This window comes from Klebsiella terrigena, assembly GCF_006539725.1.
In the GTDB taxonomy this organism is placed as follows: domain Bacteria; phylum Pseudomonadota; class Gammaproteobacteria; order Enterobacterales; family Enterobacteriaceae; genus Klebsiella; species Klebsiella terrigena.
On the sequence record NZ_BJNO01000001.1, the window covers coordinates 106,218 to 127,233 of the forward strand.

At 60.4% G+C, this 21,016-nt stretch carries 19 protein-coding genes and 1 pseudogene; 13 read left to right on the forward strand and 7 right to left on the reverse strand.

The window, feature by feature from the left end; translation table 11 throughout:
• Positions 1-34: 34 nt before the first annotated feature.
• The 9 genes and pseudogenes from RTE01_RS00505 (at position 35) to RTE01_RS00550 (ending at position 8,723) form a co-directional block, all read left to right on the forward strand.
• Positions 35-433 carry a (R)-mandelonitrile lyase gene (locus RTE01_RS00505; protein ID WP_115192862.1) on the forward strand — a complete coding sequence of 133 codons (399 nt, stop codon included), beginning with the start codon at positions 35-37 and terminating at the stop codon, positions 431-433.
• Positions 434-538: 105 nt separating this feature from the next.
• Positions 539-1,084, forward strand: coding sequence for a P-loop NTPase family protein (locus tag RTE01_RS00510; protein WP_041145370.1), 546 nt, complete (start codon positions 539-541; stop codon positions 1,082-1,084).
• 105 nt (positions 1,085-1,189) lie between these two features.
• Entirely contained in the window at positions 1,190-2,191 is a 1,002-nt protein-coding gene (locus RTE01_RS00515) for an LLM class flavin-dependent oxidoreductase (protein WP_134525825.1), read from the forward strand.
• On the forward strand, positions 2,188-3,309 hold the full coding sequence (locus RTE01_RS00520; protein ID WP_134525827.1) for an amidohydrolase: 1,122 nt from the start codon (positions 2,188-2,190) through the stop codon (positions 3,307-3,309). Before RTE01_RS00515 ends, RTE01_RS00520 begins: the two co-directional genes overlap by 4 nt.
• Before the next feature lie 31 nt (positions 3,310-3,340).
• Positions 3,341-5,613: pseudogene (locus RTE01_RS26305) on the forward strand (NtaA/DmoA family FMN-dependent monooxygenase).
• An 11-nt stretch (positions 5,614-5,624) separates the two neighbouring features.
• A complete protein-coding gene (locus RTE01_RS00535; RefSeq protein WP_041145375.1) occupies positions 5,625-6,134 on the forward strand; it encodes a GNAT family N-acetyltransferase in 510 nt (169 codons plus the stop codon).
• Between the two features lie 9 nt (positions 6,135-6,143).
• Positions 6,144-7,070: an amino acid ABC transporter permease gene (locus RTE01_RS00540; RefSeq protein WP_041145376.1), complete on the forward strand. Its 927-nt coding sequence runs from the start codon at positions 6,144-6,146 to the stop codon at positions 7,068-7,070.
• A complete protein-coding gene (locus RTE01_RS00545; RefSeq protein ID WP_041145377.1) occupies positions 7,054-7,833 on the forward strand; it encodes an amino acid ABC transporter ATP-binding protein in 780 nt (259 codons plus the stop codon). The genes RTE01_RS00540 and RTE01_RS00545 overlap by 17 nt, the downstream gene beginning before the upstream one ends.
• Before the next feature lie 23 nt (positions 7,834-7,856).
• Positions 7,857-8,723 (forward strand): transporter substrate-binding domain-containing protein, encoded by an 867-nt coding sequence (locus tag RTE01_RS00550; protein ID WP_141334655.1) that lies wholly within the window; start codon positions 7,857-7,859, stop codon positions 8,721-8,723.
• Positions 8,724-8,788: 65 nt separating this feature from the next.
• Here the strand turns inward: RTE01_RS00550 and RTE01_RS00555 are convergent, their stop codons facing one another.
• On the reverse strand, positions 8,789-10,099 hold the full coding sequence (locus RTE01_RS00555; RefSeq protein WP_123551429.1) for an MFS transporter: 1,311 nt from the start codon (positions 10,097-10,099) through the stop codon (positions 8,789-8,791).
• Positions 10,100-10,298: 199 nt separating this feature from the next.
• Positions 10,299-11,495, reverse strand: coding sequence for an L-talarate/galactarate dehydratase (locus RTE01_RS00560; protein WP_134525829.1), 1,197 nt, complete (start codon positions 11,493-11,495; stop codon positions 10,299-10,301).
• Positions 11,496-11,799: 304 nt separating this feature from the next.
• Between RTE01_RS00560 and RTE01_RS00565 the strand changes: the two genes are divergently transcribed.
• From RTE01_RS00565 to pptA, 3 genes are all read left to right on the forward strand, one after another.
• A complete protein-coding gene (locus RTE01_RS00565; protein ID WP_041145381.1) occupies positions 11,800-12,804 on the forward strand; it encodes a LacI family DNA-binding transcriptional regulator in 1,005 nt (334 codons plus the stop codon).
• Between the two features lie 77 nt (positions 12,805-12,881).
• On the forward strand, positions 12,882-13,499 hold the full coding sequence (locus RTE01_RS00570) for a glutathione S-transferase family protein (protein WP_134525830.1): 618 nt from the start codon (positions 12,882-12,884) through the stop codon (positions 13,497-13,499).
• A 68-nt stretch (positions 13,500-13,567) separates the two neighbouring features.
• Positions 13,568-13,795, forward strand: coding sequence for a tautomerase PptA (gene pptA, locus RTE01_RS00575; protein ID WP_134525832.1), 228 nt, complete (start codon positions 13,568-13,570; stop codon positions 13,793-13,795).
• Positions 13,796-13,902: 107 nt separating this feature from the next.
• On the opposite strand, the gene RTE01_RS00580 is transcribed toward pptA, so the two are convergent.
• The 3 genes from RTE01_RS00580 to RTE01_RS00590 are packed head-to-tail and all read right to left on the reverse strand — an operon-like array spanning position 13,903 to position 18,541.
• Positions 13,903-15,519: a carbohydrate porin gene (locus tag RTE01_RS00580; RefSeq protein WP_041145384.1), complete on the reverse strand. Its 1,617-nt coding sequence runs from the start codon at positions 15,517-15,519 to the stop codon at positions 13,903-13,905.
• 42 nt (positions 15,520-15,561) lie between these two features.
• A complete protein-coding gene (locus RTE01_RS00585; RefSeq protein WP_115192854.1) occupies positions 15,562-16,944 on the reverse strand; it encodes a glycoside-pentoside-hexuronide (GPH):cation symporter in 1,383 nt (460 codons plus the stop codon).
• Positions 16,945-16,969: 25 nt separating this feature from the next.
• Entirely contained in the window at positions 16,970-18,541 is a 1,572-nt protein-coding gene (locus RTE01_RS00590; protein ID WP_135184727.1) for an alpha-L-rhamnosidase-related protein, read from the reverse strand.
• 203 nt (positions 18,542-18,744) lie between these two features.
• Between RTE01_RS00590 and RTE01_RS00595 the strand changes: the two genes are divergently transcribed.
• Positions 18,745-19,569, forward strand: a complete 825-nt coding sequence (locus RTE01_RS00595; RefSeq protein ID WP_123551434.1) for a helix-turn-helix domain-containing protein — start codon at positions 18,745-18,747, stop codon at positions 19,567-19,569.
• A gap of 13 nt (positions 19,570-19,582) precedes the next feature.
• On the opposite strand, the gene RTE01_RS00600 is transcribed toward RTE01_RS00595, so the two are convergent.
• Together RTE01_RS00600 and RTE01_RS00605 are read right to left on the reverse strand one after the other, a co-directional pair.
• Positions 19,583-20,386 (reverse strand): DNA alkylation repair protein, encoded by an 804-nt coding sequence (locus tag RTE01_RS00600; protein WP_141334533.1) that lies wholly within the window; start codon positions 20,384-20,386, stop codon positions 19,583-19,585.
• Positions 20,383-20,886: a MarR family winged helix-turn-helix transcriptional regulator gene (locus RTE01_RS00605; RefSeq protein ID WP_115192850.1), complete on the reverse strand. Its 504-nt coding sequence runs from the start codon at positions 20,884-20,886 to the stop codon at positions 20,383-20,385. The genes RTE01_RS00600 and RTE01_RS00605 overlap by 4 nt, the downstream gene beginning before the upstream one ends.
• Positions 20,887-21,016: the final 130 nt, after the last annotated feature.

Here is a 21,016-nt window from a genome sequence, read left to right on the forward strand (position 1 = left end):
CTATCTTTAGTGCAACACCTAAGAGGAGAGCATCATGAATATTAGCCACAGCGGCTCACAGCCATCACGAAAAGGTCCTGCAGACTGGTTTACCGGCGACGTGCGTATCGACGCGCCTTTTCAGGCCACCGAGCCGGCGAAAGTGGGCGGCGCGACGGTCACCTTCGAACCCGGCGCGCGTACCGCCTGGCATACGCATCCGCTGGGCCAGACGCTGATTGTGGTCCAGGGACGCGGCTGGCTGCAGGAGTGGGATAAAGAGCCGCAGGCGCTGAACCCGGGCGATATCGCGTGGATCCCGCCGGGCGTGAAGCACTGGCACGGCGCCAGCAGCACCACCGCCATGGTGCATATTGCCATCGCCGAAGCGGAGAACGGCAGCCCGGTGACCTGGCAGGAGCACGTCAGCGACGAGCAGTACCAGGGCTGCTAAACGCGACCGTAGCCGGGTAGCGCAGGCGCTGAGCCGGAATTTTCATCCCCGACGCGCCGTTTGTGGGTTAATATTCTTACCCCAAAGGACGGCTGAGAGCGCAGGATGAAAATAAACGTAGTAGGGACCAGCGGCGTCGGAAAATCGACTCTCGCCCGGCGGATTGCCCGGCAGCTGGCGCTTCCCTGTATCGAAATGGATCGGCTCTACTGGCTTCCGCAGTGGCAGGGCACGCCGGACGAAGCGTTCTTCGCCAAATTAGCCGCCGCTACCGCCGCGCCGGGCTGGGTGCTGGACGGCAACTATAACCGCAGCCGTCAGATCAAATGGCGCGATGTCGATCTGGTGGTCTGGCTCGACTACGGATTCTGCCGCACGCTGCGGCAGGCGGTGTGTCGCGCCGCCGCCCGCGCCAGCCGCCATCAGGAGCTGTGGCCCGGTACCGGCAACTGCGAAAGCTTCCGTCGCTCCTTTTTTAGCCGCGAATCCATTATCTGGTGGACCATCAAAACCTGGCGTCACAATCGCCAGCGCTACCTTGCCGATATGGCCGACCCGGCCTGGCAGCATATCCGCTTTGTGCGCCTGCGTAACCGGCGTCAGACGGAGGATTTTCTCCGCCAGTTGACAGCGCAGCCTGCTCAGCATTAAGCCCGTATATCTATTTTCCGGCAGAGCACATGTAAATAAATTGTTTCTCAGCCGCCTCCCCAGATTCTAATAATGCAGACACGTTAGTTAATACGAGTCTGCGAAATGTCTTATCGAATCAGTATTCTGGATAAAAGTCCGCTTGGGGCTGGGGAAACGGCCGCTCAGGCACTGACCCGAACTTTAACCCTTGCGCAACAGGCTGAGGCCTGGGGATATCATCGCTTCTGGATAGCCGAACACCATAATACCGATCAATTAGCCAGCCCGTCGCCGGAGCTGGCGATCGCCTGGATCCTCGGCCAGACCCGGCAGATTCGCGTCGGGTCCGGCGGGGTGATGCTCCAGCACTACAGTCCCTATAAAGTCGCGGAAAACTTCAACCTGCTGGCCTCTATTGCGCCGGGCCGGGTGGATCTTGGCGTCGGCAAAGCGCCCGGCGGCATGCCGCTCTCCACCCGCGCGCTGCAGCAGGGGCTGAATCAGGAAGATAAGGGCACCTTTGCCGACCAGCTGGCCCAGCTTGATAACTGGCTGTCGCTGACCGAGGCTGAAGGCGAAGAGAGCGTGCGGGCAACGCCGATCCCGCCCCGGCGCGCGGACGGCTTCCTGCTCGGCGCCAGCCTTGAGAGCGCTCGTCTCGCCGCCCAGCTTGACTGGAACTTTGTCTTTGCCGCCCACCTTAACGGCGATAAAGCGCTGCTTCGCGAGGTGCTGACCCGCTGGCGCACGCTGAGCCGCCGGGATGCCATTATCGCCGTGCAGGCGATCGTCGCCGAGGATCGCGCGGCGGCGCGGGATCTCGCGCAGCAGGTTGAGGTCTGGGGCGTGGAGCTGGAAAACGGCCAGCGGGTGACCGTTGGCAGCGAGGCTCAGGGGATCGCCTTTGCCCGCCAGGCGGGGAGCGCCCCAACGCGCATCGCCCGCCGCGAATCCTCCCTGCTGGCCGGGACCGCCGAGGAGGTCAAAGCGCAGCTGGACGAGCTGCACGCGGAGTGGGGAATTGACGAATTCATCATCGATACGCCGGTCGCCGAAGGTGAGGCGCGGCTCAACTCGCTGCGCCTGCTGGCCCAGGCCCATCAGGGTGCGGAGGTGCTGCCATGAGCTTTGCTGAACAGCTGATCCGCTGGCGGCGCGAGCTGCACCAGTACCCGGAGCTCTCCCTGCAGGAGGTGGCTACCACCGCGCGCATCCGCGACTGGCTGCAAAGCGGCGGCCTGCGCCTGCTGCCCTACGAGCTGAAAACTGGCCTGGTGGTTGAGGTGGGCAGCGGCGAAAAGCTCATTGCCCTGCGGGCGGATATTGACGCGCTGCCGATCGAAGAAGCGACCGGCCTCGCGTATCGCTCGCAAAACGAAGGCGTGATGCACGCCTGCGGCCACGACATTCACACCAGCGTGATGCTGGGGGCCGCCCTGCTGCTCAAAGAGCGCGAAGCGCAGCTGCCGGGCCGGGTGCGGATCCTGTTCCAGCCGGCGGAAGAGAATTTTGGCGGCGCCAAAACGCTGATCCGCGCCGGCGCCCTGGAAGGGGTGGCGGCCATTTTCGGGATGCACAATGAGCCGGGGCTGCCGGTTGGGGAGTTCGCCACCCGCGGCGGCGCCTTTTATGCCAACGTCGATCGCTTCGTCTTTAAGGTCACCGGCAAAGGCGCTCACGCCGCTCGCCCGCACGAAGGCAAAGACGCCATCCTGCTTGCCAGCCAGCTGGTCACTCTGCTACAGAGCGTTGCCAGCCGGGAGGTTAATACCCTCGATTCGGTGGTACTGAGCGTGACGCGGATCCAGGGCGGCAACACCTGGAACGTCCTGCCGGAGAGCGTGGAGCTGGAAGGGACGCTGCGCACCCACAGCAGCGAAGTGCAGCAGCGGGTGAAGGCGCGGGTAAGCGAAATCGCCGCCGGTTTTGCCAGCGCCTTCGGCGCGCAGATCGACGTTTTCTGGTACTCCGGGCCAACGGCGCTGGTGAACGATGATCGCTGGGCGGCGTTTGCCAGCGAGGTTGCCGACGAGGTCGGCTACCGCACCCATCACGCGGACCTGCATATGGGCGGGGAAGATTTTGCCGTCTACCTGCAGCATATTCCCGGCGCCTTTGTCAGCATCGGCAGCGCCAGCGAATTCGGTCTCCACCATCCCGGATTTAATCCGGATGAGAATTTAATCGCCCCGGCGGCGCGCTATTTTGCGACCCTGGCGGAACGGGCTTTACAGCAAATTTAAATTTTAATTACCGGCAAGGGAAGGGTGAACTATGTCTGAAAAACGACAGCTGCGTCTTGGCACCATATTACACGGCGCCTCGGGAAATATGTCCGCCTGGCGTCACCCGTTAGCGCAGGCGGATGCCAGCATTAATTTTGAGTTTGTTAAGCAAACGGCGTTAAAAGCCGAAGAGGGTAAGCTCGACTTTATATTCGTCGCCGACGGCCTGTATATTAACGAGAAATCCATCCCGCACTTTTTAAACCGCTTTGAGCCGCTGACGGTGCTCTCCACGCTGGCGGCGGTGACCCGCAACCTCGGCCTGGTAGGTACGTTGTCAACCTCCTACAGCGAGCCCTTTACCACCGCGCGGCAGTTCGCCAGCCTCGACCATCTCAGCCAGGGGCGGGCGGGCTGGAACGTCGTCACCTCGCCGCTGGAGGGCTCGGCAAAAAACTTCTCCCGCGCTCAGCACCCCGACCATGCGCTGCGCTATCGCATCGCGGACGAATATCTAAAGGTGGTTAAAGGGCTGTGGGATTCATGGGAAGAGAACGCCTTCGTGCGCAATAAGGCCAGCGGCCAGTTCTTTGATAAAAATAAGCTGCATGCCCTCGATCATCATGGCGACTTTTTTAAGGTAGCCGGTCCGCTGAATATTGCCCGCACGCCGCAGGGGCGCCCCATTATATTTCAGGCAGGCGCTTCTGATGATGGTAAAAAGCTGGCGGCGAGCCATGCCGACGCCATTTTTACCCATCAGGACTCGCTTGAGGAGGCGCAGGCGTTTTATCGCGATGTTAAAGGTCAGCTCGCGGCGCACGGCCGTCAGGAAGATTCGCTGCATATTTTCCAGGGCGTCAGCGTCATCGTGGGCGACAGCGCCGAAGACGTGGAGCAGCAGTATCAGACCACCGCCGCGCTGGTCTCGATTGAGGATGCCCTGAACTACCTCGGACGCTATTTCGAACATCACGACTTTGCGCAGTACCCGCTTGATGCGCCGTTCCCGGACATCGGCGATCTCGGACAAAACAGCTTCCGCAGCACCACGGATGAGATCAAGCGCAGCGCCCGCGAGCGAGGCCTGACCCTGCGCCAGGTGGCGCTGGAAGCCGCCAGCCCGCGTCCGCGCTTTTCCGGAACGCCGCAGCAGGTCGCCGACGGTTTGCAGCAGTGGTTTGAACAGCGGGCCGCCGACGGTTTTATTATCCAGGGCGGCACGCCGGACGCCTTCCCGCGCTTTGTTGACCAGGTGGTGCCGCTTCTGCAGCAGCGGGGGCTGTTCCGCGAGGAGTATCCCGGCACCACCCTGCGTGCAAGCTTAGGGCTGGCCGAGCCGGTCAATCAATTCCAACAACAATAAACAATAATAAGAGAACACCCGCTATGCAGAAAAAGTCACTTATCCTCGCGTTCGCCCTGGCCGCAAGCGCTTCGTCGTGGGCGCAGAACGTCAATATCAACGGCACCGGGGTCAGCCTCGAAGCCAACAAAGCGCCGGTGCATACGGCAAAAAATCCGCAGGCGATTGCCCAGCTGCCGAAGGATCTGCGCCTCGCGGTACCGGGAAAATTCACCGTCGCGGTCGCGGCGCTGAACTCGCCGCCGCTCACCGTCTTTTCTGACGATAACAAAACCCTGCTCGGCAGCGAGGTGGATATCGCCCGCCTGGTGGCCGATAGCCTCGGCCTGCAGCTGAACGTGGTCCCGACCTCGTGGGAGGACTGGCCGCTCGGCGTGGTCTCCGGCAAATATGATGCCGCGATCAGCAATATTACGGTGACCAAAGAGCGCAAAGAGAAGTTTGATTTCGCCACCTACCGCAAGGATTCGCTGGGCTTCTACGTCAAGAGCACCAGCCCGCTGAACAAAATTGACACCGCGGAGGAGATTGCCGGCCTGCGCATTATCGTCGGCTCCGGCACCAACCAGGAGGCCATTCTGCTGGCGTGGAACGCGGAGAATCTGAAGAAGGGGCTGAAGCCCTTTACCCCGATCTACACCAAGGATGACGCCGCGCTGACCCTCGCCCTGCAGTCCGGCCGCGCCGATGCCTTCTTTGGCCCCAACGTGATTGGCGCATGGAAAGCGGCGCTCACCGGCAAAACCAAACTGGTTGGCAGCGTCGATGGCGGCTGGCCGAAGGCGGCGCATATCGCGGTGACGGTGAAAAAGGGCAGCGGCCTGGTCACCCCGGTGCAGACGGCGCTGAATGGCGCTATCCAGAGCGGCGACTACGCCAAAGTGCTTAACCGCTGGGGGGAAGGCGTCGAGAGCATCCCGCAGTCAGAGATTAATCCGGCCGGACTGGGCGATTAACAGGAGTCAGTATGAGCGACGTATTCCGCGATGTTTCACCCGAAGCCCTTGAGCTGCAGCCGGTTATTGACGGCCTGTTTGCCGAGTACGCTTCGCGCTACGGGGACTATTTTTCCCGCGATGCCGAAGTTGAGCTAACCGAATGGTATCTGGCGCCGCAGGGGCTGTTTATCGTACTCGAGCGCGAGGGGGAGATTATCGCCACCGGCGCCTACAAGCCCAAAGACGCCAACACCGCCGAAATTAAACGCATCTGGACCCACCACGCGCTGCGCCAGCAGGGGCTGGCGGCAAAGGTGGTGCAGGAGCTGGAGCGTCGGGCGGTGCTGGCGGGCTACAGCCATATCTACCTGACCACCGGCTTTCGTCAGCCGGAGGCGGTGAAGCTCTATCTGAGCCAGGGCTATGAGCCGCAGTTCGACCTCGACCGCAACCCGGAAGAGTACAGCCAGCCGCCCTATGACGGACGGCTGCGGTTTAGCAAAGCGCTGGCGGTTAGCGCGCTAGGCCAGAGCGCCTGAGGAGCAATGATGAAAACATCTGAAACGATAAAAGTTATCCCGGCGCGCTATCCGCTGCGCGCCGTCGGCGCGGTGCTGGCGCTGCTGGTGCTGGCCGTCGTCGTGCAGTCGGTGGCCTTTAACCCCCGCTGGGAGTGGGCGGTCTTCGCGCGCTGGTTCTTTGATCCGGTTATCCTCGAAGGGCTTGGGCAAACGCTGCTGCTGACCCTGCTCGGTACCGTGCTGAGCGTGATCTTTGGCGGCCTGCTGGCGCTGGCCAGGCTCTCCTCCTCGTGGCTGCTGAGCAGCCTTTCGTGGGGATATATCTGGCTGTTCCGCTCGCTGCCGCTGATCGTGGTGCTGATTATTCTCTACAACTTCTCCTATCTGTACGACACGCTGTCGCTCGGTATTCCCTTTACCAGCATCAGCTGGGGCAGCTATCAAACCATCAACGTGCTGGGGCAGTTCTCCACCGCGGTAGTCGGGCTGACGCTGGTGCAGAGCGCCTATACCGCGGAAATTATTCGCGGCGGCTTCCTCGGCGTCGATCACGGTCAGTATGAAGCGGCGGCGGCGCTCGGCCTGCCGGCGTGGCGGCGTACCCTGCGCATTATTCTGCCGCAGGCGCTGCGCACTATTTTGCCCTCCGGCTTCAATGAAATTATCAGCCTCGCCAAGGGGACGGCGATGGTCTACGTCCTGGCGATGCCGGAGCTGTTTTACACTATTCAGATGATTTACAACCGCACCCAGGAAGTGATCCCCCTGCTGATGGTCGGCGCGGTGTGGTACCTGGCGATCACCAGCGTACTGTCGCTTATCCAATATCTGGTCGAACGTGCGCTGGCGCGCAGCGAGCGCCGCTCGGCGGTAAACAGCCCGCGCCGCACTCGCGTTGCCGAAGCCTCTCGTTCACCGCAGACGCAGGAGCCCGTCCATGCCCAACTCTCATAACGGCCACATCTCGATTACCGGCGTCAGCAAATATTTTGGCCGCCATAAGGCGCTGGACGATGTCTCCCTTGAGATAGAGCCCGGCACGGTAACGGTGATCCTCGGGCCTTCCGGCTCGGGGAAATCCACTCTGCTGCGGGCCATTAACCACCTCGAGCGGGTTGATGAGGGCTTTATCCAAATTGATGGCGACTATATCGGTTATCGCCGTCAGGGCGACAGGCTGTACGAGCTGAAGGAAAAAGAGATCCTCCGCCAGCGCGTGAACGTCGGCTACGTTTTTCAAAACTTCAACCTGTTCCCGCACCTGACGGTGCTGGAAAACCTGATTGAGGCGCCGATTGCCCACGGACGGGCCAGCCGCAAGGAGGCCATCGAGCAGGCCTACGATCTGCTCGACGTGGTGGGGCTGCGCAACAAAGCCGATGCCTGGTCGCGGCATCTCTCCGGCGGTCAGCAGCAGCGCATTGCCATCGCGCGGGCGCTGGCCCTCAAGCCGCGGGTGATTCTGTTTGACGAACCAACCTCGGCGCTGGACCCTGAGCTGGTGGGCGAGGTGCTTGACGTTATCAAGAAGCTGGCGCGTTCCGGCACCACGCTGGTGGTGGTGACGCATGAGATTGGTTTTGCGCGTGAGGTCGCCGATCAGGTGGTCTTTATGGTCGATGGTAAAATCATTGAGCAGGGCAGCAGCGATGAGGTCCTTAACCATCCGCAGCATCAGCGCACGCGGCAATTTTTATCGAAGGTGCTTCCGGCATGAGAAAAGGACTTCTGGCATTACTGATGGGTATTATCCCGGCGGGTGCGCAGGCGGAGATTAACCTGCGGGCCAACGAGCGGCCGCTGCCGGTGACGGCAGACAGCCGGGCGATTGCGCAGATCCCGGCCAATTATCGCTTCGTTGAGCCCGGGACGCTGACGGTGGCTATCTCGGCGTTGAATTCACCGCCGCTGGCGCTGCTGGCGAGCGATAACCGCACGCGTATCGGCAGCGATCCTGATATCGCCCGCCTGCTGGCCGGCAGCCTGGGGCTCCGGCTCCGGCTGGTGCCGACGGCGTGGGAGGACTGGCCGCTGGGCATCACCTCCGGGCGCTACGACGTGGCGCTGGTGAATATCGCGGTGACCGAGCAGCGCAAGCAGAAATTCGATTTCGCCACCTATCGCGTCGATTCCCTGGCCTTTTCCGTTAAATCCACCAGCCCGATAGACCGGGTGAGCGGCGCGGCGGATCTTGCCGGGCGGAAGGTGATCGTCGGTTCCGGCACTAATCAGGAGCGTATTCTGCTCGGCTGGAACGCCGTGAACGAAGCGGCGGGGCGTCAGCCGGCGCTGCCGGTGTACCTGACCGACGACGCCTCGGGTAATCTCTATATTCAGTCCGGACGCGCCGACGTGTTCTTTGGCCCGCAGTCGGTGGCGGCCTACAAAGCGGCGCTGACCGGCACGACCAAAGTCGTCGGCCTGGGGCCGAAAAAGGCTTACGTTGCCACCACCACCAAAAAGGGCAGCGGCCTGGTGTACGCGCTGCAGGCGGCGCTCGACGGGGCGATAGCCCGCGGCGAGTACCAGCAGGTGCTGGCGCGCTGGGGGGAACAGGGGGAGGCGGTAACGCAGTCGGTGGTCAATCCGCCGGGGATTACCTACTAAAAAACCGCTGTTTCGCAGGAGTGTGTTGCGAAACAGCGGGGGCGAACTCTCGCCAGGGTTGATAATCAGGCCGCGCGAGGCGTCAGGTTGATACGATCCAGCGGCCCGACAATAAACAGATAGGAGAGCAGGCCGAGCACGCCCATCGAGCCGACGTAGAGAATGGCGTAATCAAACGAGTGGGTATTGGCAATAATGATCCCAATCACCAGCGGCGTGATGATGCTCGCGAGGTTACCGCACATATTGAAGACCCCGCCGGCGATACCCAGCATCTCCTTAGGCGACGTATCGCTGAGGATACACCAGCCGAGATTGCCAAAGCCTTTTGCAAAGAAGGCCAGGCTCATGGCGGCGATAACCACCACCTCGGAAGCGGTATAGTTAGCGACGACGATGACGCAGGAGAGCAGCATGCCGCAGATGACCGGTATCTTGCGGGCAGTGGTCAGACTATGGCCGCGTTTCAGCAGCCAGTCGGAAAACAGCCCGCCGAGCAGGCCGCCGATAAACCCGGCAATAGCCGGAATGCTGGCGACAAAACCGACCTTCAGAATCGACATTCCCTTGGCCTGGTAAAGGTAGGTCGGGAACCAGGTCAGGAAGAACCAGGTAATGGAGGTGACGCAGAACTGGCCGATATAGACGCCGATCATCATGCGGTTTACGCAGACGCTTTTAATCTGCGCGAGGGTTAACTTGTGCTGCGTTTTTTTGCTGCCTAGCTCCGGCTCGCCGCCGCCCTCGCGAATATATTCAAGCTCCTGCTGATTTATTTTCGGGTGATGTAACGGGTCCTTCACTTTAACCAGCCAGAATATCCCCAGGACCACCCCGATGGCGCCAATATAATAGAAAACATAGTGCCAGCTTAAATTATGCAGGATGATCGTCATGAGCGGTGTGATAATGCCCAGCGAAATATACTGCGCCGCCTGATATACCGAGGTGACAAACCCGCGCTCTTTATTCGGGAACCACTGCACGCTGAGGCGGCTGTTGGCGGGGAAGGCCGGGGCTTCTATTGCGCCCATCATCAGGCGCAGAATAACCAGCACCACCAGCGGGCTGGCAAACAGAAAAATCGTCCCCTGGAACATGGTCACCACCGACCAGCCGATCAGCGCGCAGCCGTACACCAGCCGCGAGCCGTATTTATCCAGCAGCCAGCCGCCGGGGATTTGCATTATCACGTAAGAAATACCGAACACGGAAAAAGCCAGACCCATGGCCTCCGGGTCGAAGCCGAGCTCTTTACTCATAATCGGTGCGACGACCGACAGCGTGGCGCGGTCGGCATAATTAAATACGGTGGCCAAAAAAAGAAATAATAAAATACCGTAACGCACGTTGCTGCGTTTTAATTGTGTATTCACTTTTCAACTCCGTTTCAGGGTTGGTGATGTGGGTACAGCAAGTCAGGGGCGGGAGGGGGAATAAAGTGCCGTCCGCCGGTCGTTAATAACTATCCCCGGCCATATGCTGACCGGACTACGCAAGGGTGGGGGATACGCTTATCCCCCAGCCCGGCCCCGGCGCGTTCGCTCCCGGACCGGGAAATAGCCGGCACAAGCATCAGGGGCGCTGGCCAAACTCGCAGCTGTGCTGGGTCCAGCGGCGCGCCTGCTCGCTCAGGGTGAAGCCCAGCCCGTGACGTTCAGAAACCCACATCCGCCCATCGCGCAGCTCAAGCTGCTCGTTAAACAGCGGGTTTAGCCACTCGAAATGCTCCAGCCACGGCTCTAGCGGGTAGGCGGCGGCGAGGTGCAGATGCACTTCCATCGCAAAATGCGGGGCCAGCTTGCGGCCATGCTTCGCCGCCAGATCCATAATCTTGAGGAAAGGGGAGATACCGCCGACGCGCGGGGCGTCCGGCTGCACGAAGTCGCAGGCGTTGCCGAGGATAAGCTGTTCGTGTTCGCGGAAGCTGGTCAGCATCTCCCCGGTTGCAATCGGCGTATCCAGCGCGGCGGCCAGCTGCGCGTGGCCTTCGATATCGTAAGCGTCGAGCGGCTCCTCAATCCAGATCAGGTTAAACTGTTCCATTTTACGCCCCATGCGAATGGCGGTTTCCCGGTCCCACTGCTGGTTGGCGTCAACCATCAGCGGGAAATCGGGGCCCAGCGCTTCACGCACCGCCGTCAGGCGACGGATATCCTCGGCGGTGTTCGGCTGGCCCACCTTCAGCTTGATCCCGCCGATGCCGTTTTCCCGCGAGATGGCGACGTTTTTCAGCACCTGATCCAGCGGCGTATGCAGGAAGCCGCCGGAAGTGTTGTAGCACTGTACCGAATCGCGATGGGAGCCGAGCAGCTTCGCCAGCGGCAGCCCGGCGCGTTTGGCTTTCATATCCCACAGCGCAATATCAAGCGGAGAGATGGCCTGTACCGCCATGCCGCTGCGCCCGACGGAGGCGCCCGCCCACAGCAGTTTGGTGTAGATCTTGTCGATATCGTTGGGGTCTTCACCGAGCAGATTATCGGCAATCTCTTTGGCATGAGCGTAAATTCCCTGGCCTCCCGCGCGCTTGGAATAGCTAAAACCTACCCCTTCGAAACCGTCGCGGGAGCGAATTTCGGCGATGATAATCGCGACTTCGGTGAGCGGTTTTTGCCGCCCGGTGAGGACTTTGGCATCGCTGACCGGCGTGGCTAAGGGGAGAAAAGCCAGGGAGAGCTTAACGTGCTCAATACGGTCGCCGGTTTCGGCGGCGGTTTTGACGCCGGTGGTTTTGGCGTAGGTCACGGAGCTGGAATTGGCGCTGGTGGTCATGGCATGTTCCTTACGAGTTATAAAATGTTTGCGCTAACATTTTTAATCCAGCTTTAATGTTTCGACCACAGGAGTGCGTTTAATTTGTACAAACGATCACAACTTTAGGTTATTAGTGGTAAAATTATGCAAGTGACATCACGATCCAAAACAATCTGTGAAATAGCACAACTATTAATGATAGCGATAACATTTTATCTCTCAGGTTATTGATTCTCATGCAGATGCGCGGGCGGGTGCTGGCAATTGGCTGGGGCATCATCAATAATGCCCGTTGGGAACGACTCAACACAGGGGCTTAGCCGTGAAAAGCAGAAAACCGACGCGCGTGCCGACGCTGGATGATGTTGCCCGCACGGCGGGGTTATCATCAATGACGGTCAGTCGGGCGCTAAATACGCCGCAGCTGGTGCGGCCTAAAACGGTGGAAAAGGTGCTGCAGGCGGTGCAGGCCACGGGCTACATTCCCAATGCGCTGGCCGGCGGATTGGCTTCGCGACGCAGCCGGCTGATTGCCGTCGTGGTTCCGCAAATCAACAACAATATGTTTGTCGACACCATCCAGGCGCTGAGCGATACCCTTGCGGCGCGCGGCTACCATATGCTGCTGTGCGTCGCGGGCTACAGTCGGGAGACCGAAGCGGAGCTGGTGGCAACCCTGCTCTCCCGTCGCCCGGACGGGGTCGTGCTGACCGGCATTCAGCATGCGCCGGCGCTAAAGAGAACCATCCTCAACGCCGCCATCCCGGTGGTGGAGATTTGGGACCTGACCCCGACGCCGCTGGATATGCTGGTGGGCTTTTCGCATGAGAAAGTTGGCGAGACGATAGGCGAGTTTTTGCTGCACAAGGGCTATCGACGCCCGGGGCTGTTGTGGGCAGGGGACGCGCGAGCGGCGCTGCGTAAGCAGGGGCTGTGCGCCCGGCTGGTCAAAGGCGGTATGAGCGATGTGCATCAGGTGGCGGTGCCGCTTCCCGCCTCGCTTGCGCTGGGGCGCAGCGGCCTGGCCCAGCTGCTTGACGCCGGCGAGTTCGATATTATCGTCTGCAGTTCCGATACCCTGGCGCAGGGGGCAATAATGGAGGCGGAAAGCCGCGGCCTGCGCGTGCCGAAGGATTTAGCGGTAATGGGCTTCGGCGATCTGGATTTTGCCGCCAGCAACCGACCGGCGATTACCACCGTAAGCGTCGATCGCCAGGCGATTGGCGAACGCGCGGCAACCCTCCTCGCCGACCGTATTGAAGGCGTGGGGGAAGGGGAAGCAATTATCGATCTGGGCTATCATTTGCTGGAGCGAGAGTCGGCGTAGGCACGCCGTTAAATAGCGCGCGACGGGCTTTTTTCCGGCTTTCACCCGACACCCGACGTTTACCGTGGAGGCCGAACATGATCACCGTCTATGGCGTACCGGGCTGGGGGTCGGCAATCAGCGAGCTGATGCTGACGCTGGCCGAAATCCCGTACCACTTTGTTAACGTTGAGGGTTTTGATAAACCCGGACCGCAGCGCGACAGCCTGATGCAGATAAACCCGCTGTGTCAGGTACCCACCCTTAAGCTGGCGGACGGCAGCGTGATGAGCGAATCTGCCGCGATTGCCTTAACCATCCTCGACCAGCGGCCGGACCTCGCGCCCGAGCCAGGAACGCCGCAGCGACACCCGTTTCAGCGCCTGCTGATTTGGTTGGTTGCCAACGTCTATCCCACCTTCACCTACGCGGATTACCCTGAGCGCTGGGCGGCTGATGCACCGCAGCAGCTGCGGGAAAACTGCGTGAACTATCGCCAGTCGCTCTACCTGTGGCTCGAGCAGCAGCTCGTCGCCGGCCCCTACGCGCTGGGCGAGCGGATAAGCCTGCTGGACTGCTATATCGCGGTCATGTGCTCGTGGGGGCCGGGGCGGGAGTGGTTTGAAGCGCACACGCCGAAATTCGTCGCCGTCGCGGATGCGGTATATCAACGCGCCGAGCTGGAGGCGGTATTACGCCGCAACGAGCTGATTTAAGGCACAAAATGAAAACCGGCGCGCCCGGGCTGTGGTAGTTTTATCGTTCTGACAATAAGGAGTCTGCTATGCCGCATGTTGATATTAAGTGTTTTCCTCGCGAGCTGAATGATGAGCAAAAAACGGCGCTGGCCGCCGATATCACCGCCGTATTAGTGCAGCACCTGAACAGCAAGGAGAGCTCGGTGAGCGTGGCCCTGAAGCAGGTTGACCCGAGCGACTGGCAGCAGGTATGGGACAGCGAAATCGCTCCGCAGATGGCGCAGCTGATTAAGAAACCCGGTTACAACATGTAGCTGCTTCGGTTTCCCGAAGGCGGTACTCAGCGCCTGCCCGGGCGACAAAAGCCGCTGCTCTTTGTCGCCCGGGCCGAACGGTTCGCCGCTTACCCGGGACTCACGCCTTAGAACCAAATCTCGGTTTGCACGCCGAAGTTCCAGTTTCCGCCGGCGGTAAAGCCTTTGCTGCCGAAATCATCGTTAATGGCGTAGCGATCCAGCGCCTTATCCCAGTTCATCCACGTCACGAAGAACCGAATCTCCGGCCGCGCTTTAATATCAAACACGTCGCCAACCTTAAAGGTCGGGGCGAAGGTCAGCTTATAAAAATCACCGCTCACCGCCTGATACTGATGGACTTCGTCGTTGTAGCGATAGGTTCGCCCGTTGGGGTTCAGGTCCATATACTGCCACGACGCCTCGTACAGCAGCGCGAAATTGCGGGTGATGCCTTGAGAAAGCCGCAGGTTGAAGGTCGCCCAGTCGTAGCGGTCGCCGTCGCGATAGCGGCTTTCGCTATGCTGGGCGATGACTGACGGCGCCAGCTCCCAGTTTTTCCCCAGCGGCAAAATACCGTATGACGCAAAGCGCAAGGATTTTGCATTCTCGGTGAGATCGCCATCGCTGCCGGGCTGACGCGCTTCGGCCCCAAGGCCGCCACCGTACTGTAAGGCGCTTTCGGATACCCCCGGCGCCAGGCCGAAGAACTGCTGCTTATCGTGATAGGCCAGCATCGCGTAGTAGCCGTTCTTCGCGGTATTGTCGCTGCGCAGAGCATAACTGCCGGTGGTCGAGGTGTTATCTTTCAGCGAATCGTTGCCCTGGGCGGTCATCGCGGTGGTCATCAGCTGCCAGTTGTTCCAGAAGTGGTTAGCGGTGAACATCAGGTTCTGAATATCGTTATCTTCATAATTATCGCTACCCAGATCGCCAAAGTTGCGCGCATAGACCGAATAATCGCCGCGCAGATGGCTGCCCCAACTGACGTCGTTGATGCCGCCGCCGGTACCGCCGAGGAACATAATGTCGCTGTCGGTAAAGTGAATATCGAAATTGTCGCGATCGAAGCGCTTGCCCGCCCAGATAGAGGACTTCTCAAAGGGTCCGGAAAAATCGGCAAAGCCGCCCATTTCGACGTACAGCTGGCGCACGTTCAGATGGTGGCTGTCGTTATCCTGGACCCACGGGTCCGGGTTGGTGGCGCCATCGGCAAGCATGGTTTTGAAATGCGCCCACGAGCCGTCGCTAAAGGTCATTTTCTTGCCAAAGCTGAGCTCCACGTAGTTATCCTTCTCGTTGCCGAGACGGCCAACGTGGGCATCGCCGTTGAGCGAGCTGGCAGGGGAGATCCCCGGGCCGCCGCGTGCCCCTTTGCCGTGGCTATCCACCAGCATGCCGGAGCGGGCGTAGGCGTTAAACTCAAAGCCGTCGCCGGGCGAGGTTTTCGCCAGCTGGCTATTGATCTGCTGGTTGGTGACCTGCTGCTTTTGCTCGCTGGCGGCGGTCCGCTGGCTGAGCGCCTGCACCTGTTTCTCCGCCGCTGCCGCGCGCTGTTCCGCCGCGGTTGTGCGCTGTTCTGACTGCTGCGCGCGGCGGTTGGCGTCTCCCGCTTCCTGCTCCGCATGATTGAGCCGGGCTTCGAGCTGCGCCAGCCGTTGTTCGATGGTCAGCGGCGCGGCGCAGACGCCGTAGGCCGAAAAAAGGGCGCAGCAAACCGCTGCGCTAATCACAGAGATACGCATGAGAATCCTTATTTCTTTCAGAGGTAAAGAGGTGGGGACGCCTTACATGGCGTGATTTTCGCCGCCGGCGGACGGGCTTTCCGGCGGCGCACGGCGACCGGCGTCGAGATCGGCGCGGATCTGCTCGTAATCATCGTCGAGACGATAGAAGCGGCCAATCCACAGCATCGACGCGACAATCAGCAGCGCCGGGATGTAGAGATAGCAGGCTTTAATCGCCAGCATCGCGCTCTCGTTCTGCGCCTGATTGGCGACGTAGCCGCCGGAAGAGAGCAGTACGCCGGTAATCGCTCCCGCACCGGCCATGGCAACTTTGCCGAAGAAACCGTTGATTGAGGTTAAAATTCCCGCCGTGTTGATGCCGGTTTTCCACACGCCGTAATCCACCGGATCGGCCTGCATGGAGAAGTAAATGGCGGTACGCTGGCCGGCGCCCAGGGACAGCACAATCGCCCCGGCAATCAGCCCCCAGCTATTGACGCCCGCAGCCATCATCATGCCCATGCCGACAAGGTTAATGGCGCTGGCAATCAGGTAGACGTGACGCTTTTTCATCCGCCTGGCGAGCAGCGGCACGGTGAGAGTGCCCAGCAGCGGAACGAAGGTGGAGATCCCGGCGACGATGGCCGTCAGATCGTTGTTGCCCACGTAGTAGTGGAAGAAGTAAACCAGCGCGCCGGTCTGGAAGAAGAACGCCCCCCACATCAGGAAAATATTGCTGGCGAATACCCACCATGGACGGTTGGCACGCAGGCTGACCCAGGCGCGTTTCAAAGTCATTCGTTCCTGGGTAATGCTGATGTTCTCCTTAACGTTGCGGAAGCTAACCAGCAGGAAGAACGTCGCAATGACGCCGAAAATGACCGCGGTATAGAAGAAGCCGTGGGCCTGGCTGCCCTTGCCCAACGCGCCAACCAGCGGCAGGGTCGCTACGGCAACAATCGTGGCGCCGAGGGAGCCCAGTAGAATTCGCACCGCCGAGAGGGTGGTTCGCTCACGCGAATCGCTGGTCAGGAACGGCAGCATCGCGCAGAACGGAATATTGACCAGCGTATAGAGAAACGACAGGCACAGATAGGTGATGAAGGCGTAAAGCAGCTTGCCGGTAGTGCCGAAATCCGGCACGTAGAAGGCCAAAACGCACAGCAGCCCGAAGGGGACTGCGCCAAGCAGCAGATAGGGACGACAGCGCCCCCAGCGGGTGGTGGTGTTATCAATCACCAGCCCCATCAGCACGTCGGCGACGCCATCCACCAGGCGGGTCACGAGGAACATCAGGCCGACATAATAGGCGGGAAGCCCCATTACGTCGGTGTAAAAGAACATCAGATACAGAGAGATAAGCTGCCACACGAGGTTGCAGGAGAGGTCGGCGATGCCGTAGCCCAGGCGCTGCCGCCACAGGCTAAAGGTTGTTTCTGCCATAAAATATGCTCGCTTATTGTTGTTGTTAAAGTCCGTACTGGCGAATAAACCAGGCCGGGGTACAGCTCCACGCATGGCAATAGCTGTTGATCAGCTTGCTGCCATACGGGGAAAAGTCAGGTTGCTCCGGGTCAAAAATCTCCCAGAAGGTGTCGGCGCCGTAATCGACCATCGCCCCCCAGTAGGCTTTGATCTCCGCGATGGCCTCGTCGCGTAGCCCGCACTGCAGCAGGGCGGCGACAAAGTGGTGGCGCAGGTAGGGGGTATTCATGGCGATGGCCGGGGGATTTTCCCGTAAATTGCGCATTATTTCCCGGCGCTGCTCTGCGCTGCCGATTTCCGCCAGCACCAGCCAGATCTGCGAGGCCCAGGACACCTGTCGCCCGGCGCCGCTAACGAAAAAACCCCGTTCCGGGTCCCAAAGCTCGCGCTGGGCCGCCGCTTTTAGAGCCTGCAGACGATCGCCGAGCGCAGCTGCCAGCTCGGGTTCAAAACGTTCTGCCAGCCAGATAGCGCGCTGCAGGCAGTAAATCAGCACGCCCTGCGCCGCGGCCTGTTTATTCAGCGACGCCTGCCAGTCGATAAAGACCCACCAGTCGTCGCTATCGCGCACCAGACCGGCGTCATCGCAGCGGGTCAGCGCCAGCTCAACCTGGCGGCGCGCCGTTGGCCACAGCTGCTGAGCGGTGGCGCTATCGCCGGTGCTTTGCAGATAGCCGTAGAGAACATCTACGAAAAAGAGCGAATAATCAAAGAGAAAAGTATCGTCGGCGATCACATCTGGCTGGACAAAGACGTTGGCGGAGACCATGCCGTCCTCCCGGGTATGGCCGGCAAAGAGGTACAGGCAGCGGCGAACCAGGTCGTGGTGGGTAAAGGTGACGTCGTTAACCAGCGCCTGCAGGCGTAAATCGCCAAGCCACAGGCGGCGGTCGCGTTTAGGCCCATCTTCGAAAACCTCCTGCATACAGTTTTTCAAGGTCACTACCGAGACCCGGTCGATAGCCTGTAGCTGCGGGTCCGTCGCGGTACCGGGCAGGCAGGTTTCGCTCGCTGAGGTCACGGCATTCAGCCGAATTTGTCCAACCCGCAGGCGGAATTTCTGCGATACGGCCTTCACCTCCACCTTCAGGTAGCGAAAGCAGTAGCGGCGGGGCAGGTTAACCTCTGCGGGCAGCACGTCGAGCCACAGGTCCTGCTGCTGCAGCCAGCTGCTGCTCAGCCAGCCCTGATATTCGCTGAACGGCTCGCAGACTTCGCTGAGGGTTTCGCCGAAGGTAAAGTGCAGATGGGCCGGGGCATCCGGCGGGCTGCCGACGGCGGAGCAGGCGAAAGAGAGGTAGCCGACGTAGTGGCTGCCGAAATCAATAATAAAGCTGTCACCGCTGGTCAGCTCGCGCTGATAAAGCGCTTCGGGCGTGCTGACCGGCTGCGCCCGCCAGCCAAAGATGGCCTGCGGATCGACGTGGGCGTCGATAACCGCCTGCGGTGGGTAAGCCCGGCTGCTGAGCGCCGGCCTGAGCGCCTCGGCGGCGCGTAAAAAGTCCTCGTGGCGGGTCATCGTGACCTCAGAGTTGTGCTGGATAGCCTGTGACATACTGCGTCCTCTACGTTTATTTATCCGCAGCATAAGACGCCGCCGCCCGCGTCAACCACTCTGGCAATGCCAACGCACCGCGGGAAATGGCACTGATGGTGTGATGGGCTGGTTGGCGATCACAATTCCATAAATCTGGCTCGTGAGAGCCGGTAAAATGCATTATCTTGCCCCTGCGCCGTATGCCGTTTTGGACTTCATTAATGATGACACTGACCGTTGAGTATTATTTCGCCCATCCGCAGGACAAGCTGGCGATGTACGCCAGCGACCCCGAAGATAACAGCCATGAACATAGCCACGAGTTTGCTGAACTGGTGATCGTCGAGCACGGGCATGGTCTGCACGTTATTAACGGCCGACCGCTGTATATTCAGCAGGGGGACGTTTTTTACGTGCAGCCGGGGGACGTGCATTATTATGATGAGCTCGGAACGCTCAAGTTAATCAACGTGCTGATTAACCCTTTCGTTGAATTTCATTATTTGCAGAATGTTGATGCGCTATTACGCAAATTCTCCGCACAGCAGGCTTCCTGCTATGGCTGGCTGGCCCCTGATACCCGCCATATCTGTAAGGGGCTGGTTGAGAAGATATTCTCGGCGGATTTTCAGCGCAGTGAAAACAGCGCGCTGCGCGAGGCGACTTTCTTTCAGCTGGCGACGACGATACTGCATGCTGAAAGTGAAGCCGAATATAGCAACACAAAATATAAATTACATAAATTACTCACCTGGTTGCAGGACCACTGTTTTGAAGAGCATAACTGGCAGCTGCTGGCCGATAAATTTCACCTGACCACCCGCACCGCCTTTCGCCATATTAAAGAAGCGACCGGATTAACCCCGGATAATTATATAAAACGCCTGCGCCTGGTTTCAGCGAGGGTAAAGCTGCGCGAAACCGATATGACCATTACCGAAGTGGCCTATTTATGCGGCTTCGCCAACAGCAACCACTTTACCACCCTCTATAAAAAGGTTTTTGGCCTCACTCCCAGCGAAGACCGGCGCCGGCTGCAGCGCTGAGCCAGCCGCTGCGTCAGCGGCTGGCGTGGGCTAAATTGCGCATTGCGCGCTGGCAAATACGCGCAGTAGCCGGGGACGGTGATTCGCACAGCCAGCGGGCGCAGAGCGTCTGCACCCAGTCGGGGCTATCTTTCCCCGCGTCATTGAGCCAGTTGGCGACGGAATCCTGCACGTAGACCGAGGGGTCGGCGCGCAGCGGGGAGAGGATCGCCAGCGCGCGCTGCGGCTGGCGCTTGAGCTCGCCGATATGCGCGCACCAGACGCCGCGCGGACGCAGGGCCTCGCTGGCAAAGCGGCGAATGCGATCCGAAGGCGAGGCGGTCCACGTTGCCAGCTCGGCGATGGCCAGATCCAGCTCCGGTATCAGACGCGGGCGCACGGCCAGCCACGCCCATTCGCGTACGCCGAAATGGGCGTCATCGGCCAGCGGGCGAATTGCCGCCACGCGCTCGCTGAGCGTCAAATCGGACCGCGCGCCGAGCATAAAGCAGCCCCAGCCGCGAACCGTATCCGCCGGGTGCGCCAGGCAGCGCTGGAGGGTCGCCGGTTGGGCCTCACTCAACAGCAGGTGCGCGATGCCCGCCATGCGCTTCACAATACCCTGCGCATCGAGACTCTCCGCCGCGGCCAGCGCCGACGGCGGCAGCGCCGACGGCGGCAGCGCCGGGAAAACCGCACGCAGCAGCCTCGACTGGCTTAGCGCCAGAACTTCCGTCAGGTTAGCACTCGCTAACTCGCCTCGCGAGAGGGCCTGCAGGATCCCGGCAGGAATATCCGCGACGCGGGTTGCTCCTTTGCGTTTCTCATTTTCGCTCATGACGTTGCTCCTTGTGCCGTCAGCGTAGCGGCCGCGACTTTGTTCAGCAGCCCGGCGAGCAGGGCCCGCTCCTCGGCCGAGAGACCGGCAAAGAGCCCGCTAATCCAGCGGCTATGCCGGGCAAAAACGCTATCGATGATCTGCTTACCCTTGACCGTTAAGCCAATTCGCATAGCCCGACCGTCGAGAGCGTCGGCATGGCGTTCAATAAGGCCATCGCGCTGCAGACCGTTGAGCAGGCCGGTAATGGTTGCGCGGGTGACTCCCGCCTTTTCCGCCAGCACGTTGGGCGCCAGACCTTCCGGCGCGGCGTTGAGCAGAAACAGCAGCACAAAGCGGCCTTCGGAAAGACCCCAGGGCGCCAGCAGCGCGGCACAATCGCGATCGATGGCGGCCGCCAGCGACAGGGTTTGAAAGCAAAGGCGAATATTGTCGAGATCGGCAAGCTGATGGCGTTCAGCCTCCTCTAGCAGAGCGCGGTATTTTTGTTCAAGCTCCATTGCGGCCTCCGACATGTAGTATGGTGCCTAACTATATGGTCGAGCCAGGGTAAGGTCAACGCTAAAAGGGCGGGCTCCCGGCATCGGTGTGGATAAGCAGGCCGGCATTAACCCGCCCGCTGCGGCAGGC

What these genes read in the sequence shown, in the direction of transcription:
- RTE01_RS00505 (WP_115192862.1), top strand. Translation starts at nt 35, where the DNA reads ATGAATATTAGCCACAGCGGCTCACAGCCATCACGAAAAGGTCCTGCA.
- RTE01_RS00510 (WP_041145370.1), top strand. Translation starts at nt 539, where the DNA reads ATGAAAATAAACGTAGTAGGGACCAGCGGCGTCGGAAAATCGACTCTC.
- RTE01_RS00515 (WP_134525825.1), top strand. Translation starts at nt 1,190, where the DNA reads ATGTCTTATCGAATCAGTATTCTGGATAAAAGTCCGCTTGGGGCTGGG.
- RTE01_RS00520 (WP_134525827.1), top strand. Translation starts at nt 2,188, where the DNA reads ATGAGCTTTGCTGAACAGCTGATCCGCTGGCGGCGCGAGCTGCACCAG.
- RTE01_RS00535 (WP_041145375.1), top strand. Translation starts at nt 5,625, where the DNA reads ATGAGCGACGTATTCCGCGATGTTTCACCCGAAGCCCTTGAGCTGCAG.
- RTE01_RS00540 (WP_041145376.1), top strand. Translation starts at nt 6,144, where the DNA reads ATGAAAACATCTGAAACGATAAAAGTTATCCCGGCGCGCTATCCGCTG.
- RTE01_RS00545 (WP_041145377.1), top strand. Translation starts at nt 7,054, where the DNA reads ATGCCCAACTCTCATAACGGCCACATCTCGATTACCGGCGTCAGCAAA.
- RTE01_RS00550 (WP_141334655.1), top strand. Translation starts at nt 7,857, where the DNA reads ATGGGTATTATCCCGGCGGGTGCGCAGGCGGAGATTAACCTGCGGGCC.
- RTE01_RS00560 (WP_134525829.1), bottom strand. Translation starts at nt 11,495, where the DNA reads ATGACCACCAGCGCCAATTCCAGCTCCGTGACCTACGCCAAAACCACC.
- RTE01_RS00570 (WP_134525830.1), top strand. Translation starts at nt 12,882, where the DNA reads ATGATCACCGTCTATGGCGTACCGGGCTGGGGGTCGGCAATCAGCGAG.
- pptA (WP_134525832.1), top strand. Translation starts at nt 13,568, where the DNA reads ATGCCGCATGTTGATATTAAGTGTTTTCCTCGCGAGCTGAATGATGAG.
- RTE01_RS00580 (WP_041145384.1), bottom strand. Translation starts at nt 15,519, where the DNA reads ATGCGTATCTCTGTGATTAGCGCAGCGGTTTGCTGCGCCCTTTTTTCG.
- RTE01_RS00585 (WP_115192854.1), bottom strand. Translation starts at nt 16,944, where the DNA reads ATGGCAGAAACAACCTTTAGCCTGTGGCGGCAGCGCCTGGGCTACGGC.
- RTE01_RS00590 (WP_135184727.1), bottom strand. Translation starts at nt 18,541, where the DNA reads ATGTCACAGGCTATCCAGCACAACTCTGAGGTCACGATGACCCGCCAC.
- RTE01_RS00595 (WP_123551434.1), top strand. Translation starts at nt 18,745, where the DNA reads ATGATGACACTGACCGTTGAGTATTATTTCGCCCATCCGCAGGACAAG.
- RTE01_RS00600 (WP_141334533.1), bottom strand. Translation starts at nt 20,386, where the DNA reads ATGAGCGAAAATGAGAAACGCAAAGGAGCAACCCGCGTCGCGGATATT.
- RTE01_RS00605 (WP_115192850.1), bottom strand. Translation starts at nt 20,886, where the DNA reads ATGGAGCTTGAACAAAAATACCGCGCTCTGCTAGAGGAGGCTGAACGC.